The organism is Paenibacillus sp. JT31N17 (genome assembly GCF_056269255.1).
In genome coordinates, this window is the sequence record NZ_JBWDNP010000001.1 from 147,497 (window position 1) to 163,527 (window position 16,031).

A 16,031-nucleotide genomic window follows, 5' to 3' on the forward strand; every position below is an offset into this window, starting at 1 on the left:
CCAATGATGATGGGGGCAGAAAATGTATCAATATACGGATCAACACTACGAAGCAGTGGATTTCAGCGATCGCGATCTGCGGGATGGTGAGCTGCTGCGCTGCACATTTGAACGCTGCACATTCACGAACGCTTCCATGGAGGAAATGACGAGCACCGGCTGCCGGTTTATTGAATGCAATTTTCACGGTGCGATGCTGAATGCTTCGGTCCATACGGAATCGGCTTTTTTGAATTGCAATTTTGTCGATGCCAATTTGTTTGTTTCCAAATTCAACAATTGCAAAATGACGGGCTCGGACTTTTCAAAGGCTCAAATGGATGGCATTACGCTGCTCCGGGGCGATTGGTCTTATACGAATCTGAGGTATACGAAGCTGAATAAACAGGATCTGCGGGAAATCCGCTTTCTTGAGGCTGATCTCTTCGGCGCCAATCTGGAGAAGGCGGATTTGCGGAACAGCGACCTGACCCGGGCGAATTTGGCGCAAACGAAGCTGAACGGGACCGATTTGCGCGGCGCCGTCATGGATGGGGTCAACTGGAAGTCGCTGGATGTGAAAGGGGCCAGGATGGACACCGCGCAGGCCGTTGGTTTCTTGCGCTCGTTCGGCGCCAAGGTTGATTGAGGCTTGTCAGATAGCATTGCGTAATATGCATACGGATCAAAAAAGCAGTGGGCTTCTCCAATCAGGAGCCCGCTGCTTTTTTGAACTAGAATTCCCAACACACTCTGCGAGGGAAGAAACTTACTCTGCCGCCAAGGAAAGCAAAGTGAGCTTCTTCCTGTTTGGAGGCGTGAAACTTTTTGTTATCTCCAGCTTATTTGCTTTCCTGACCTGGAGCCGTCTTGTCCCCGCTCTCGCTGACAGCAGGCAGGGAAGAGACGAACTCATCGGACATGCTGATGAGTCTGTGGGCCTTGTCGTATTCGCTCTTGGCATCCAGCGGCTTGGCGACCTTGCCGCCTTCCAGCGGGTAAGTGATGCCGTCCGCGTAACCGGAGCCCGGGACAAATGCGCCTTTGGCCGTAATGAAGGAGCCTGAGGGTAGGTAATAACGCTCCGGAAGCACATTGGCGGTCTGGTTCAGTATATCCCGCCCAAAAATCACCTGATCCTTAAGCGGGACGCCGATCAGATTCGCTACTGTAGGATAGATATCCGACTGTCCTCCGACCTGCTGGAAGATCTGCGGCTGTTCATTGGGCACGGAGATGACGAGCGGAATGTTCATCATATCCGGAAGACTGTAGTCGCGGGTGTAGATTTCCTTCATCAGCTTTTTTTCCTTATTGTTGAGGGAATAGATCGGCAGCCCCTGGTGGTCGCCGTACAGCACGATAACGCTGTTGTCCCAGACGCCGTTCTTCTTCAGCTCGTCAATGAATTGACCGAGTGCGTAGTCTGCATAATTTTGCGATTGGATATAATCGCCGACCAGAGTTCCCTTGTAGCGCTTCGGCAGCTCCATCTTGAATTTGGCAGCCGGGATGCGGAATGGATGGTGACCGGACATCGAGATGATTTGGGCGTAAAAGGGCTTGCCGCTCTCCTGGAAGCGAGCCAGCTCTTCGGCTGTTTTGGCGTAAAGCACTTCGTCGGAGGCGCCGAACGAGACCAGATCGCTTTTGCCGAAAAACTTGTCGTCATAATACTTGCCCCAGCCAAGCGCCTTGTACAGCTGATCCCGGTTCCAGAATATGACGCTGTTTGTATGGAACGTAGCCGTTTGATAGCCGTTTGCTCCAAGCAGCTTGGGCATGCTGGGCAGAGCCCGGTCCGCATAGATCTCAGAGGCCGCGCCGTTCGGCGGAACATAGAGAGAGGTGTTGACCACAAATTCGGCATCGGCCGTATTGCCCTGACCAACCTGCTGGAAAAAATGCGGGAAATAAAAATGGTCGTGGACGAGAGCATTCATGTTGGGCGTAATTTCCTTCCCGTCTATCTTCAGATCGACCAGAAAGTTCTGGAATGCCTCCAGCTGAACGATGATCACATTTTTTCCTTTGGCGGCCTCCCAGAATGCCGGCTGCTCCGGCTCCGCGGCGCCCTTCACCTGCGCAACCATGGCGGGGGTCACCGATTGTGGTTCGATCTTCAGGTCCTTGGAGGGAGCAAAGGCAGCATAGGCTTCATAGTTGAGGATCCCCATGCTTTGGGCCTGCTGGAACTCATTCATGCCGCCATGGTAAGGAAGGACGGACAATACGCATGCGGCAAGCGCGAGCACCTGTCCGGCTGCAAACCAGCTGCGGCTCTCCTGTACGGACAATCCCCGCCCCCAGGCGCGAAAACGCCGGTTGGTCAGCATCAGAATGAACAGGACTATAATATCCGTGAAGATAAACAGATAGTAAGGGTCCATCAGGGAGATGACGCTGCTGTTGACCTCCGATACCTGATTTACCTGGCGAAGCTCGTGGTAGGTGACAATGACGCCAAAATACTTGTAATACATGATCACCGCAAAATAAACGATGGTCAGGACGAGATCGACAGCCAAATAGGTACCCAGCTTCTTCCGGTAGGCAAAGCTCTCGATCAGGCAAAATATAAACCAGATCGACGGGATGCCGGTCAGCAGCGTCATGCCGAAGCTGCCGCCGGTTTCTTTGAATACAACGCTCCAGACGAGCAGCATTTTCAAAATCATCAGGATGGAAAAGAAAATAAAGGGCTTTTGCAGAAGAACGCCCCATCGAAAACGATTAACCAAAACCAATCCTCTCCTCTTTGGCAAAGCTTATTATAGCCGTTAAAAAGTACGATAAACATAAGGATCGGATGGCGCCGCAGTATCGTTCCAGGACAAGGTCCTGAGCACCGGAACGGTCTGCTTGAAAGGCTGGTACAGCTCCGATGTCAGCGTGCCGGACACATGAACCCATTCATCGTCCTTCAAAACGGTTCCCTTCGGAAACTCGACAAGCATGCCGAAGACGCCGGAGTCCGCAACACAATGGATGAAGCCGAAGCGGAACACGAAATAATGGTTGTCGTCCACCTGTTCTCCTTTATACACGAACCCGTCAAAACCGATCGATTTTCCCGAAAAGCTTATCGGATAGTTATAGATTGCCTCCAAACCGGTCAAATAATTTTGGTCGGTCAGGACAATTTTACGTTGATTGGTGAAATTGGACAACTCCGCCTGCGAAACCTTCTCGTAGCCCGCCTTACCATAGAACACACTCGTATCCGGCTTTAGAAACTGATGATAACCCGGATTTTCTGCCGAAACATTGAGACCCGGGAATGAGAAGCCTTTGGCCTTGACGAAGCTCGAATCAAGAGTCTGAACCGGAAGCAATAGACCGGTCAAAATCGGGAAGATCAGCACGATATAGCCGAGCGTACGCTTCAGCCTGGAGGTTTCGCCGTGAGAGTGGCCGTGGTCGTCATGATGCGAATGGGAATGTCCTTCATGGCGGGTATGGCTGTTCTCATGGGCTTTCGCCAGCTTTTCCGCCCGTTCCTGCCGGTTTAACCGCAAGAACTCGAAGATAAACAAGACCGCGAGCAGAACGATCGCGCTGACCGACAGGTAGGCATATTTCATATTAATATATTTGTTCAGATTCCCATTCAGGTGAAGCTGCAGAAACATCAGGGCGAAGCCTGCCAAAACATACAGCCGCGTCATCCGAACAACCTCCCGACCAAGAGGGAGGTCAGCAGCGTGCTGACCGTTACAAGACCGATCAGCGCTGCGACGAATCTCCCATTAAATACGCCAAGCAGCATCATCGTATTTTTAATATCGATCATAGGTCCGAAGACGAGGAATGCCGAAATTGAACCGATCGAGAAGGTACTGCGGAACGAGGATGCGATGAAGGCATCCGCCTCGGAGCACAGCGACATGACGAATGCGAGCACAATCATGACCAGAATCGATGTAACCGGATTGCTGCCGAGATGAATAAGAGATGAGGTCGGAATAAAGGTCTGCATGGAGGCCGCGATAAAAGCGCCCAGCACGAGGAACTTGCCAACCGAGAAAAATTCCTCGACCGCATGCTGCATCACGTCGAGCAGCTTCAGATGCAGCGGCGGCCGGGCGGGGGCTGCAGCAGGCTGCTCGATTGCGGCAGCCACGAGTGTGCTTGCCGGAACGCCGCCGCGGAACGGCAGCTCGCGAAACAGGAACGAAATGACGATCGAAACCGTGAAAGCGACCACAATTGCTGCACCTGCGCGAATCGCGGCCATCCGCCAGTCGTTGCCGAATGCGATATAGGTGGCGAACAGCACAATGGGGTTAATAATCGGCCCGGTCAGCATAAAAGCGATGCCGGCATTAAGCGGCACGCCCTTGCCCAGGAGGCGCCTTGTAATCGGCACGATTCCACATTCACAGGCCGGGAAAAAAATCCCGATGCCGCAGCCAAGCAGCGTGGAGAAGAAACGGTTCCGCGGCATGATGCGGGCGATCCATTTTTCCGTCAGAAAGCTCTGGATAAGTCCGGAGACGATGACTCCCACCAGCACGAACGGTATGGCTTCCATAATCATGCTGAGGAATATGGTGTTCAGCTGCAGAAATGTTTTCACAAGTACCTCCCGCCAGGCTTCGTTTCTTGCATTATTTGTTGAGTCTGCAATAGCTCGTCTCTTTATCTCAATATAATAGTAAAAATAACTGTTAGTAATTTAAACATAGGGATAAAAGAATTGCAAGAAATGAGAGTAAAAGCGGGCAAAGCGTCAGCTAAAGCAAATTGACGCCATCCGGAATTTATTTTTTGATTCCCGGTTGACTTTATTGGGCTTCGGATTTAATATTACTTAAGTTGTCTAAAGTTTTCATTGTTTAAATATTACATGACCTAAGCAAATTGACGGGGGGTTCAAAACTTATAGAAACCAACAGGAATGCGCAGGCTGAGCGTTTCAGGGGTGTGCTGCAAACACTCAGAAGGAAAATGGCGCATGAATTTGCAAACAACTACAAATCGGAAATGACCATACCTCAGTCTATTATTTTATTTATCATCCGGGACAACGGACCGCTTAAAGTAACCGCATTGGCTGAACAGATGGGCGTCAAGCCGAGCGCGATCTCCGTGATGATCGACAGACTGGTGCTTCTGGATTTTGTCGTCCGTCTTCCCGACCATAACGACCGCCGCGTTGTTTTGCTGCAGATCACAGATGCCGGCCTGGCTGCGAGCAAGCAGCTTGAAGAGCAGCACAATGAGCTGATCGGGCGATATTTCAGCGAGCTGAGTGTGGATGAGATAGAGAATATGCTTGTTACGCTTGAGAAGATCATCAAGGACTAGTTTGACAAGGTTAAAAGGAGGAGCAAGGATGGAAACAACTGGCGCTGTAAAAAGCGAAACTCCCACGGATACAGTCCGAAAGGGGAAAGGATTATTAATTCTCGGTTTGATGATTGCCATGCTGTTTGCGGCATTGGATCAGACCATTGTCGGTACTGCGATGCCGCGGATTGTTGGGGATCTTGGTGGACTTGGGCTCATGGCATGGCTGACGACAGCATATATGCTGACCTCCACTGTCGTCGTACCGATAGCAGGTAAACTGGCGGATTTGATCGGAAGACGGGTCGTCTATGTGACAGGCCTTGTCGTTTTTATCGGCGCATCTGCTTTATGCGGAACCGCGCAGGATATGACATGGCTCATTATTTTCCGTGCGATGCAGGGGATCGGCGGCGGTATTATTATGCCGATGGCCATGATCATTATCGGAGACATCTTCACCGGCAAGGAACGTGCCAAGTGGATGGGAGCATTCGGCGCCGTATTCGGATTATCGTCCGTCATTGGACCTCAGGTCGGGGGCTGGATCGTCGATTCGCTGAACTGGCGCTGGGTGTTCTATATCAATCTTCCCGTAGGACTTCTTGCGGTCGTTCTGATCGCTCTGGCGCTTCCCAAGCACAAAACAGAAGGCAAGGTTGTTTTTGATATACCGGGCATGCTTACCATGATTGTCGGGGTTGTCAGCCTGCTGCTGGCCTTGACATTCGGCGGCGTGGATTACGCTTGGGCTTCGTGGCAGATCATTGGATTGTTCGCACTGGCTGCAGTGGCAATCGCCGCATTCCTCATGATTGAAGCAAAAGCCCAGGAACCGATTCTTCCGCTCAAGCTGTTCAAAAACCGGGTATTCAGCACAATCAACGCGATCGGTTTCCTGATGTCCGTGGGCATGTTCGGCGCGATCATGTTCGTTCCATTGTTTATGCAGGGTATTGTCGGAATCAGCGCTTCCGCATCCGGCACGGTCATGACTCCGCTCATGATTACGATGATTATTACCAGCATTATCGCAGGACAAATTGTATACAAGATCGGGATCAAAGTACAGATGATCCTAGGTATGATTATTATGGCGGTAGGATTCATGCTGCTTACAACCATGGATATTGATACAACCAAGCTCAGCGCATCGGGCATTATGATGGTGATGGGCTTTGGCATGGGATTCGTAATGCCGCTTCTGACGCTGGCTTTGCAGGAAAGCTTCCCTAAATCGGAGCTGGGCGTCGTAACCTCCTCCAGCCAATTTTTCCGCTCCATCGGGGGAACGTTTGGTATGACGGTGCTTGGCGCCGTGATGAACAGCCAGTCCGGCAAGCTTCTGACGAAGGATCTGCAGCCGGTGCTCACCGGCATGGATGACCAGACGGGTACTGCCGCCAAGATGATTGACGGCATTCACAGTGATCCGCAAAGCGTCTATTCCATGCTGCTGAGTCCAGATACTCTCAAAGCGCTGCCGGCGTCTTTTGTCGAGAAGGTATCGCCTATATTGAAGCACACGCTGATCAGTTCGCTGCAGCATGTGTTTTGGGTCGGTCTTGCTTTTATCGTATTGGGCGTTGTGATGAGTCTGATGATCGGCAAGATCAAGCTGTCGCAGCCGGATAAGAAGTCCCGCAAAGAAAGAAAAGAAGCGGCACCAATGATGCACTAAAGGAAATTTATGAAAAAACAACCCTTCCCAGTTATGGAAGGGTTGTTTTTTTGTGTTTACGTCCGTCATCCGCACATATTTTGCCCTTCTCACACAAACAATGAGTGTAACTCGAAGGGAAAGCAGGCGGTTCTATAATGATGAACAACCGGATAAAACGGATGGCGCTGATCCTGTTGCTGCTGATCAGCGTACAGATGAGTTACCATACGGCTGCCGATGGGCTTGAAGGGGCAAAAATCCAAGACGCTGGAGGCCCTGAGGACAGACAGGTTGCCATCGTCATTGACGACTTTGGCAATGGATCGGATGGAACGAAGGAAATGCTGAATTTGCCTGTTCATTTCACGGTCGCTGTCATGCCTTTCATGCACATGACCAGGCATGACGCGGAAATGGCGCATAAACGCGGCCATGATGTACTGGTGCATATGCCGATGGAACCGAACAGCGGCAAACGGGAATGGCTTGGTCCCGGAGCCATTACCTCGGCCTTAAGCGACAAGGAGGTGCGCCATCGGACGGAGGCGGCCATCAAGGATGTTCCGTATGCCATCGGCATGAACAATCATATGGGATCGAAGGTAACGGCTGACGAGCATATCATGCGCATCGTCCTGACTGTAGTGAAGGAACACGGGATGTTCTTCCTGGACAGCCGCACCACCTACAAGACCGTAATTCCCAAGATCGCTGCGGAGCTGGGTGTGCCGCTGCTCTCGAATGATGTTTTTCTTGATGATGTATATACGGAAAGCCATATCGCCAAACAGCTGGGCATCCTGCACAAGCATATGGATTCTCATGCAACAGGCGTTGCTATCGGCCATGTCGGTGTCCCGGGCAAGAAAACAGCCGCAGTCCTCAAGGTTACCATCCCGAAGCTGCAGCAAAGCATGAACTTCGTCCGGCTTTCCGAGATGCTCACCCCCTCATCGGAGAAGGACATAATTCCGCACCCCTGATGCAATCGCGTCGGCAATTTCCTGCTGCCGACCGGGATCTGTCAGCATCCGGCGGTCTCCGGCGTGGCTGATAAAGCCCATTTCGACAATGACAGCCGGTTGTTTGACAACATTGAGCAGATAGAAGGGTTTGCCGATCACGGGCAATCTGTTGGTATTCTGCTGGCGGTTCAGGGCATCTTGGATGCAGAAGGCGAGCAGTGCGCTTTCCCCTTGGTCCTGATGGAGCACGAGAGGACCGTAGCGTTTTGGATTCCTGGTCCAGTTGACATGCAGGCTCACCATAAGCCGGCTGTGAATCTCGCCGGACAATTGGCTGCGCTGGGACAAATCGCGCTTATGCCGGGAGCGGCTCGAATGCCAGCGGTTGTCATCGCTTAAGGCGTAATCGCCATCCCGGTTAAGGACGGTGCGGATGCCATAGCCCCGCAGCAGCACATAGAGCTTTTTCGCTACAGCAAGATTGATATCCTTCTCGAGCAAATCTTCATAATGGGCGCCGCCGTCTATGCCTCCATGGCCTACATCAATAATGACGTCGGTCGTCGGCAGAGCCCTGTGGTATTCCGGAACAGCGGCGGTCTTTTGCTCTTCAGGTACTGGCTCGGCACCCGCGGAAACTTCTTGTTGAAAACCGAGGCAGCAGAAGCTGGCCAGGCAGATCGCAGTTGTCCGGAACAGCCATTTTTTGAAATAATGCTTCTTGATCAGATAACGCGGTCGTTGGAGCATCTTAGTCATTCCTCCACTATCAGGTTCACTCTCCTTAGACTGGCACAGAGGAAGGAAACTCATTCATGTTTGAGCGAAACAATTCAAGGGGAGACTAAAGGTAATGAATGATCATGCGGTGAAGGCGTAAACGCAGGAATGAATGCGTAAAAGGAAGGAGGCGAAGAAGATGGCAGATAGCGATGAGTGGGTTAAATATGTGACCGAGCAATTTGTTCAATACGTGGAAACACCCAAGGATGAACGCAAACAGTCACGCCAAACAGCCAAAGCTTCACGCGAGCCTTGGCTGACGAAATGGTTTGGAATCGCGCCTCTCGGCGTCGCGCTCTGGTGGCGCAGCCGAAGCGGAAGATAAAAATCAAGCTTCATACCGCCATTATTGATAGAAAAGGCCATTGCCAACCAGCATTTCCAGCGGGACATAACGCGTGCCCTGCTGATCGAACGCCACGTAAACGTTCTGGTCATTCCATGTGTGGTACCCGACGGCAGGCCAGACATGGAGAACAGTCTGATCGAACAGCTCGGCTGTGTATCGTAATTTCGCCTGATCATCCAGAAGCTTGAGCAATGAGCCGGGCTGTTCTATCACGAGCGGTGATTTTGTCAGCCACGGCATGGTTTCATAGGGATCGAATGCGCTGTTTAAACGGGACCCGGACAGGCTTGTTAGTGTGCCTGCCTCCTCGTCCGCAGCAAGACCCGGCGGCTTGACAGACAGCTGCTTCTGCCACATGGCATCATTGACCGGAAGCGCCCCGCCGGTCCAGGCATCCAGATAATAGGCTTGTCCATCAGGGGCATCCCATTTCCAAACAGCCAGCAATGGATGGACGTATATACGTTCCAGCCGGAGCGGCTTTTTTGTTGCTTCGGCATAAGATTCAATAAGTCCTTGCCGTACCAATGAAAGGTACAGCGTATTGGGATCAAAAATAGGGTGGCGCCCGACGCCGTATTCACCGAGGGCATACCCGCCCTGCTCAGTGGCATTGACGATCATGTAGCCGACGGGCTGGCGATCCAGGATGATCGTGACAAGATAGCCATGTGTGCCCGGACCAAGCGGAACAATGGCGGAGTCAGCGTTTTTCCAGGCATGGAATTGCTGCTGCTCAGACAAAATATCCATCCATGTTCGTACCTGCGTCTGCAGCTGTGATGGATTCTCAAGAGATAAAGAAGCATTCGCTTCCGCTGCGGCCGCTGCTGATACATGGCTGCTGACCATAAGCAAAATAATGGCGGCGAATAACGGAGTTCGTTTGTGCATGAGCTATCACCTGCTTCTTTCATGGGTTTGGGTCATAACGTCATTGTAACCAAGCCTGTCTGAAAAGGGTGTTGGAACCTGTCGCGCCCAAGCGGACAAGCTCCGTTCTATTTTTGCCGTATTGCTGCGAAGAAACCAAGGATCCTCCGGTTTCCTGTCGTTTCCGGTGTCAACCGATTCCTTCCAGATAGAAAATTCCGCAGTTTATGGCGGATACACTCACCCGCGGCTCGTACTGCCAGCGGATTTCATCCTGCCTCCGCTGAAACTGCTCGGTAATGAGCGTCCGCTGCTCCTCGTCAATGGAAGCAAGCAGAGGCTCATAATAGTGATGGAGAGTGACAAGCTCTTCATCGAGCCTTGCCGCAGCTGCAGCCGCCCAGGCGTAATCGTAGGTCTTCAGCTTCCGCTCCAGCGTTTGTTCCGCGATGGTCGCCGCTTTGTTAAGCGTTAATGCGTTTTTGGCAGTGTGTATATTGGGCGGCAGCTTGGGTGTCATCCGATGCTGCGTAATCCGGTCGTAAAAGCGTTCCACGCATTGTCCGGTTGCCAGCGAAACGCCAAAGGAATGGATTTCCTCCCGTTTCATATCGCAGGCGAATTCGACTTTCAAATTCACTCCAAGCCACGCGGTATAAGCCGTAGATTGGAGAGGGTGGGCGCTGCGCTTCTCGGGCTCCTGGAACAGACAGACGTAGCTGCCGTTATGCCTGGCGGAATCGAACAACTGCTTCAGCTTGTGAGAGCCGTAATGCAAATCCTCGCGCGGCACTCTCGCCGCCGTATTCAAGGTGCCGTGAAGGAAGCCGCGCGTGCGGCTGAGCGCAGCTTCCGCCGCCTGATCCGCTTCGGATGGAGCGGCAGCTTTCTCGGTGCGGATTTTCTCCTGCGCGGCAGCTTCGTCATATTTCTGCTTGTCGGTAACAAGCAGCAGCGACATTGTTTCGGGCTCAGCGCCGGTTCGGTCGATGAACCCCCAATAATAGGTCCGGTTCATGAGCTCCCGGTCCGCTTTGGGCGAAAGCTTGACCAGGTAATGAGCAGGCGATTTCTCCATTACATGACAATTTGTTGCCTCCAGATAACGCTGGACAAATTTATGGACCTGACGCTCGTTCAAGGTCTCACCTCCTGGCCTACTGCATCCAGCATGGCATCAATGGCTTCAAGCCCTTGGGATGATTCGGATTCTACTTCGCTGCGGATCCGGTTCAGGGAGTTGCCCAAATCGTCGATCTGTTTGCGCAGCTCCGCGGAGTTCCCGGACTCCAGCATGACGCGCGCCAGCTTCTGTTCGAGTGTTTCTTTCTTGTCGAAACGTTCCAGAATATGATCCAGCTCGCCGATTACCAGCTCGAAAAGATTGATTTTCTCATGCAGCAGGGACACAATATGCTCCTCGATCGTTCCCAGCGTACACAAGTTGAAAATGTTCACGTCGCTGGTTTGACCCAGCCTGTGGACCCGGCCGATCCGCTGCTCAACCCGCATCGGATTCCAAGGCAGATCAAAGTTGATCATGTTGTGGCAGAATTGGAGATTGATGCCCTCGCCCCCGGCCTCGGTTGCAATCAGCACCTGGGCGCGGCCGCGGAATAAATCCATCATCCAATCTTTCTTACCCCGATTCATGCCTCCGCGATACGGTACGGCGGTAATATTTTGCGAACGGAAATACTGCAGCAGGTATTCCTGCGTTGCGCGGTACTCCGTGAAGACAATCACCTTGTCATCCATGGCGCGTACGAGCTCCAACGTTTTCTCCGCCTTGGTGTTGGCCTGGATGCCGCGGATGACTTCGACCAGCTCCCAAATCTTGGCGCGTTTAGGCGAATCCTCCGGCGTCTTCTTGAACATATTCACCAAGGTGAGGAAGACGGCGTCGCGGCTGCTGCACACCTCGCGCTGGAGCGTGACCAGCGAAAGCATGCTGCTCAGATCGCCATCGCTTTCCTCATAGCGTTCTTTTACGAATCTCGTCACGGCATCATAAAGCGCCTGCTCTTCATTAGAGAGCGAAAGCGGGATATTTTTGACGATCCGTCTCGTAAAATTGATTCCGCCGTCGCCGCGGCGATTGCGGATCATAACCGTAGACAGCGTTTCCTGCAATTGGCCCTCATTCTTGGGAATACGCTTGTCCACGACAAAATTGCTGGCGAATTCGCTTTGACCGCCAAGCTGTCCGGGCTTGAGCAGCGTAATCAGGTTATACAGCTCATCCAGGTTGTTTTGTACGGGCGTTGCGGTCAGAAGCAGGCAATACTTTTTGCGGAGCAGATTGACGAACTGGTAGTTGGTTGTCTTTTTGTTCTTGAGCTTATGGGCTTCGTCTATAATGAGCAGATCGTAATCCTGGCTCAGCAGCATATCCCGGTGCGGATCTCTTTTCGCCGTATCGATGGAGGCCACGACAATGTCATGCTGCCAGGTATGCTCTTTCTTCTGGGCGATTGCGGCGATACCGAATTTCTGATTCAGCTCGCGCACCCACTGGAGAACGAGTGAAGCGGGAACCAGAATAAGCGCGCGGCGGACGAGCCCCCGAACAAGATACTCCTTGAGGATCAGACCGGCTTCGATCGTCTTGCCAAGCCCCACCTCATCAGCGAGAATGGCACGGCCGCTCATCTCGTGCAGCACCTTGCGGGCGGTGCTGATCTGATGCGGCATCGGCTCAAGCGCGGGCAGGCTGCGTATGCACTGGAGATCGTCGAAGCTGCTGATCAGCTTGGTCTGCTCGGCTTCGACAGCCAGCTGATACATGGTCCAGTCGTCCCATGGACCGTTGCGGTCGACTTTGTCCTGAAGCTGATCGAACCAGCTGCGGTCAAAATAAAGCGGAGCATTCGGATGCAGTTTGCGGCCTGCAGGACCAGGACCGGAAGTGGACTCCGACTGCTGCGGATGGTTTGTAGAGTGGGCCATGAAGGACTCCTTTCCGAGGAAGGAATTGGATTGATTGTTCTTAGTATGACCTTCAAGCCGGCAATTCATAAGACGGTCGGAGAAATAATGACAGAAGGTGCGTCCGGCGCAAGGGCGGCGCCGTCAATCCTATGGATGGCGGAGCCGGATGATGTCTCGTAAAACAGCTTAATCAGCGGACGTTATTACTCTTGCAAACCGACTCTGAACGAACTATGATTTAGATGATATTGAGCGAGAGGAAGGAGAATAACCATGAAGAAGCTTCATTATAAGCAGCCGGCCCATTCCTGGGTGGAGGCGCTTCCAATAGGAAATGGCCGGCTCGGGGGTATGATCTTCAGCGGGGTGGAACAAGAACGGATTCAGCTGAATGAGGATACGTTATGGTCCGGAAGCCCGAGAGAATTCAATAATCCTCACGCGCTGGAAGTGCTGCCGGAGGTCAGACGTTTGCTCGCCGAAGAGAAATTCACGGACGCTTACAAGCTGTCCAGAGAAATGCTGGGCCCGTATACGCAATCATACCTTCCGCTTGGCGATTTGCATCTTCAATTCTATCATGCGGATATTGCAGGTTCCTATGAACGCAGCCTCGATATAGAGAGAGCGCTTTCTTGTTTGACCTATCAAATTGGAGAGGTGACCTATACCAGGGAGACCTTCGCCTCCTACCCGGATCAGGCGATCATTATGCGTTTGCAGGCCGACCGTCCCGGTATGATCAGCTTCAGCGCCCGTCTGACAAGCCAGCTGCGCTCCCGTACGAGTCAGGAGGATCAGCAGCATGTTCTGCACGGGACAGCTCCCGAGAATGTAGATCCCAGCTATTATCAAACCGACCGGCCAATCGTGTATGGGGATGGCGCGTCGAACAGAGCGATGAGCTTCACAGGACGTCTTGGCGCAGTAAATACAGGGGGCACACTCCATACCGATGCCGATGGGCTGCATGTGTCGGATGCGGACTCCGTTACGCTATTCATTGGCGCCGCAACAAGCTTTCAGGGCTTTGACAGGATCCCTTCGGTCGAGGGGAGAAATCCGGCAGTAATTACGAAAGAGCAATTAAGCGCTGCCATGATCAAATCATATGAAGAGCTTCTTAAGTCCCATGTAGATGATTACCGCAGACTTTTTGATCGTGTAGACATTTATTTGGGAGATTCTTCAGCTGCCGCAAGTGTGCCGACCGACCGGCGAATTGAAAAATTCGGAGCCGCTGATCCGGCGCTGGTTGAGCTGTTGTTTCATTACGGTCGTTATTTGATGATTGCCAGCTCCCGTCAGGACAGCCAGCCTGCCAACCTGCAGGGGATTTGGAATCAGGAGGTGAGGCCGCCCTGGAGCAGCAATTATACGATCAACATCAATACGCAAATGAATTATTGGCCGGTGGAGAGCTGCAATCTGTCAGAATGCCATGAACCATTAATGCAGATCATCGAGAATTTATCGGTCAATGGCGCCTCAACCGCCAAAGTCAATTATGGGGCCAGGGGATGGACGGCTCATCATAATACGGATATTTGGTGCCTGACATCGCCGGCTGGGGATTACGGCCATGGCGATCCGTTGTGGGCGTTGTGGCCGATGGGCGCCGCATGGCTGTGCCAGCATCTATGGGAGCATTACAGCTTTACGCGGGACGATTCTTTCTTGCGCGACCGCGCGTTTCCGGTGCTGAAAGAGGCAGCCCGTTTCTACCTGGATTGGTTGATTGAAGATGAACAGGGCAATCTGGTTACAGCCCCGTCAACCTCGCCTGAGCATAAGTTTGTAGCGCCTGACGGGTCGCTTGCAGGGGTTAGCCGGGCGTCGACAATGGATATGGCGCTCATTTGGGAGCTGTTCACCAATTGTATCGAGGCTTCTCTGAGACTGGATGCCGATGAAACCCTCCGCGGGGAATTGACCAAAGCGCGCGAGCGGCTGCTGCCTCTGCAGATCGGACAATACGGCCAGCTTCAGGAGTGGAGTCTGGACTTTGAGGATGAAGATGTGAATCATCGCCATGTGTCCCATCTTTACGGTGTTTTTCCTGGCCGTCAGCTCACTGGAGAAGATACGCCGGAGTGGTTCGCCGCAGCGGAGCGTTCGCTTGAGCGGCGGGGGGATGACGGAACCGGCTGGAGTCTGGCGTGGAAGGTGAATTTGTGGGCGCGGTTCATGGACGGCAATCGGGCGTTTGCCCTGATTTCCAATTTGCTTCGTCTGGTCGAAGATAAAAAGCATACGAATTATCACCATGGCGGGGTGTATGCGAATTTGTTCGACGCCCATCCGCCATTTCAGATCGATGGCAATTTCGGCGTTACCGCCGGCATTGCGGAGCTGCTGCTGCAATCCCAGAAGGGATTTATTCACCTGCTGCCGGCGCTGCCGGATGTTTGGGCAAGCGGCTGGGTAAGAGGGCTCAAGGCGAGGGGAGATTTCGAAGTGGATCTCGCTTGGGATAGCGGCCGCTTGAAGGAGGCTGCCATAACTTCCGGACAGGGTGGGCGTTGTCTGGTGCATGCAGACTCGTCCGTTATTGTATCGGAGAATGGCAGAGAAATCGCTGCGGAGCTTATGCCGGGCAGCTTGATTTCATTTGATAGCGAACCAGGTAAAACGTACACGCTTACGGCCGTCGAAAGCTCTGTTGTTTCCTGACGGTTGCGTAGCGGCTGGGATGAAAGCAGGCCTTCTCTCAAAAGGGAAGGCCTGCTTTACGTAAACCGGGCTGTAATGGGATCCTTCCGGACGAAATCTGTATTCAAAGGACAAATTTTAAAAATGAACTTAATTAAGGTTTTTTTTACAATTAAAACCTTTATAATGGATATTAATCCAAGAGGAACCAGCTATCGACGCCCTTTGGCGGCAAAGCGCGTTATTCCGACAACAAACTTATAGAAATTTATAGCGCTGAACATATAAAAATTCTATACGTTTATAACTCAGCTTTCAGAGAGCAATATTTATGCCGCGAAAATTGAGTTTATCAATACACGATTCAGGGGAGGTGTTTCATTATGACTTATTCATTTTTGATGATGCCGCCAACCATTCGATGGATAATCGTTATACTGGGTGTGCTGCTTTTTTCGCTTCTGTTTTATATGGATCATAAGGAAAAGAAGAGGAGGAAGATGAAGGAAGTAACTGGAAAATCAAATAAGGATGTGGATTGATA

15 protein-coding genes are annotated in these 16,031 nt (G+C 52.2%); 8 read left to right on the plus strand and 7 right to left on the minus strand.

The window, feature by feature from the left end:
- Window positions 1–22: 22 nt before the first annotated feature.
- On the plus strand, window positions 23–628 hold the full coding sequence (locus tag AC0YOB_RS00720; RefSeq protein ID WP_475791101.1) for a pentapeptide repeat-containing protein: 606 nt from the start codon (window positions 23–25) through the stop codon (window positions 626–628).
- Window positions 629–821: 193 nt separating this feature from the next.
- On the opposite strand, the gene AC0YOB_RS00725 is transcribed toward AC0YOB_RS00720, so the two are convergent.
- The 3 genes from AC0YOB_RS00725 to AC0YOB_RS00735 are packed head-to-tail and all read right to left on the minus strand — an operon-like array spanning window position 822 to window position 4,558.
- Window positions 822–2,720: an LTA synthase family protein gene (locus AC0YOB_RS00725; RefSeq protein ID WP_475791102.1), complete on the minus strand. Its 1,899-nt coding sequence runs from the start codon at window positions 2,718–2,720 to the stop codon at window positions 822–824.
- 39 nt (window positions 2,721–2,759) lie between these two features.
- On the minus strand, window positions 2,760–3,647 hold the full coding sequence (locus tag AC0YOB_RS00730) for a TIGR03943 family putative permease subunit (RefSeq protein ID WP_475791103.1): 888 nt from the start codon (window positions 3,645–3,647) through the stop codon (window positions 2,760–2,762).
- Window positions 3,644–4,558, minus strand: coding sequence for a permease (locus AC0YOB_RS00735; protein WP_475791104.1), 915 nt, complete (start codon window positions 4,556–4,558; stop codon window positions 3,644–3,646). The genes AC0YOB_RS00730 and AC0YOB_RS00735 overlap by 4 nt, the downstream gene beginning before the upstream one ends.
- A 371-nt stretch (window positions 4,559–4,929) precedes the next feature.
- Between AC0YOB_RS00735 and AC0YOB_RS00740 the strand changes: the two genes are divergently transcribed.
- The 3 genes from AC0YOB_RS00740 to AC0YOB_RS00750 all read left to right on the plus strand — a co-directional run bounded on the left by AC0YOB_RS00740 (window position 4,930) and on the right by AC0YOB_RS00750 (window position 7,917).
- Entirely contained in the window at window positions 4,930–5,289 is a 360-nt protein-coding gene (locus AC0YOB_RS00740) for a MarR family winged helix-turn-helix transcriptional regulator (RefSeq protein WP_475791105.1), read from the plus strand.
- A 28-nt stretch (window positions 5,290–5,317) separates the two neighbouring features.
- A complete protein-coding gene (locus AC0YOB_RS00745; protein ID WP_475791106.1) occupies window positions 5,318–6,952 on the plus strand; it encodes an MDR family MFS transporter in 1,635 nt (544 codons plus the stop codon).
- Between the two features lie 137 nt (window positions 6,953–7,089).
- On the plus strand, window positions 7,090–7,917 hold the full coding sequence (locus AC0YOB_RS00750; RefSeq protein WP_475791107.1) for a divergent polysaccharide deacetylase family protein: 828 nt from the start codon (window positions 7,090–7,092) through the stop codon (window positions 7,915–7,917).
- On the opposite strand, the gene AC0YOB_RS00755 is transcribed toward AC0YOB_RS00750, so the two are convergent.
- Window positions 7,885–8,649 (minus strand): N-acetylmuramoyl-L-alanine amidase family protein, encoded by a 765-nt coding sequence (locus AC0YOB_RS00755; RefSeq protein ID WP_475791108.1) that lies wholly within the window; start codon window positions 8,647–8,649, stop codon window positions 7,885–7,887. The two genes, AC0YOB_RS00750 and AC0YOB_RS00755, sit on opposite strands and share 33 nt — an antisense overlap.
- Before the next feature lie 169 nt (window positions 8,650–8,818).
- On the opposite strand from AC0YOB_RS00755, the gene AC0YOB_RS00760 reads away from it, so the two are divergent.
- On the plus strand, window positions 8,819–9,007 hold the full coding sequence (locus AC0YOB_RS00760; RefSeq protein ID WP_475791109.1) for a YqzE family protein: 189 nt from the start codon (window positions 8,819–8,821) through the stop codon (window positions 9,005–9,007).
- Between the two features lie 21 nt (window positions 9,008–9,028).
- Here the strand turns inward: AC0YOB_RS00760 and AC0YOB_RS00765 are convergent, their stop codons facing one another.
- The 3 genes from AC0YOB_RS00765 to AC0YOB_RS00775 all read right to left on the minus strand — a co-directional run bounded on the left by AC0YOB_RS00765 (window position 9,029) and on the right by AC0YOB_RS00775 (window position 12,853).
- Complete coding sequence (locus AC0YOB_RS00765; RefSeq protein ID WP_475791110.1) at window positions 9,029–9,925, minus strand: hypothetical protein; 897 nt, start codon at window positions 9,923–9,925, stop codon at window positions 9,029–9,031.
- Window positions 9,926–10,094: 169 nt separating this feature from the next.
- Entirely contained in the window at window positions 10,095–11,045 is a 951-nt protein-coding gene (locus AC0YOB_RS00770) for a YqhG family protein (RefSeq protein WP_210039536.1), read from the minus strand.
- On the minus strand, window positions 11,042–12,853 hold the full coding sequence (locus tag AC0YOB_RS00775; protein WP_475765515.1) for a DEAD/DEAH box helicase: 1,812 nt from the start codon (window positions 12,851–12,853) through the stop codon (window positions 11,042–11,044). Before AC0YOB_RS00775 ends, AC0YOB_RS00770 begins: the two co-directional genes overlap by 4 nt.
- A 30-nt stretch (window positions 12,854–12,883) precedes the next feature.
- Here AC0YOB_RS00775 and AC0YOB_RS00780 point away from each other — a divergent pair, with 30 nt between their 5' ends.
- The 3 genes from AC0YOB_RS00780 to AC0YOB_RS00790 all read left to right on the plus strand — a co-directional run bounded on the left by AC0YOB_RS00780 (window position 12,884) and on the right by AC0YOB_RS00790 (window position 16,029).
- Window positions 12,884–13,015 carry a hypothetical protein gene (locus tag AC0YOB_RS00780; protein ID WP_475791111.1) on the plus strand — a complete coding sequence of 44 codons (132 nt, stop codon included), beginning with the start codon at window positions 12,884–12,886 and terminating at the stop codon, window positions 13,013–13,015.
- Window positions 13,016–13,108: 93 nt separating this feature from the next.
- Window positions 13,109–15,508: a glycoside hydrolase family 95 protein gene (locus tag AC0YOB_RS00785; RefSeq protein WP_475791112.1), complete on the plus strand. Its 2,400-nt coding sequence runs from the start codon at window positions 13,109–13,111 to the stop codon at window positions 15,506–15,508.
- A 362-nt stretch (window positions 15,509–15,870) separates the two neighbouring features.
- On the plus strand, window positions 15,871–16,029 hold the full coding sequence (locus AC0YOB_RS00790; protein ID WP_475791113.1) for a hypothetical protein: 159 nt from the start codon (window positions 15,871–15,873) through the stop codon (window positions 16,027–16,029).
- Window positions 16,030–16,031 lie beyond the last annotated feature (2 nt).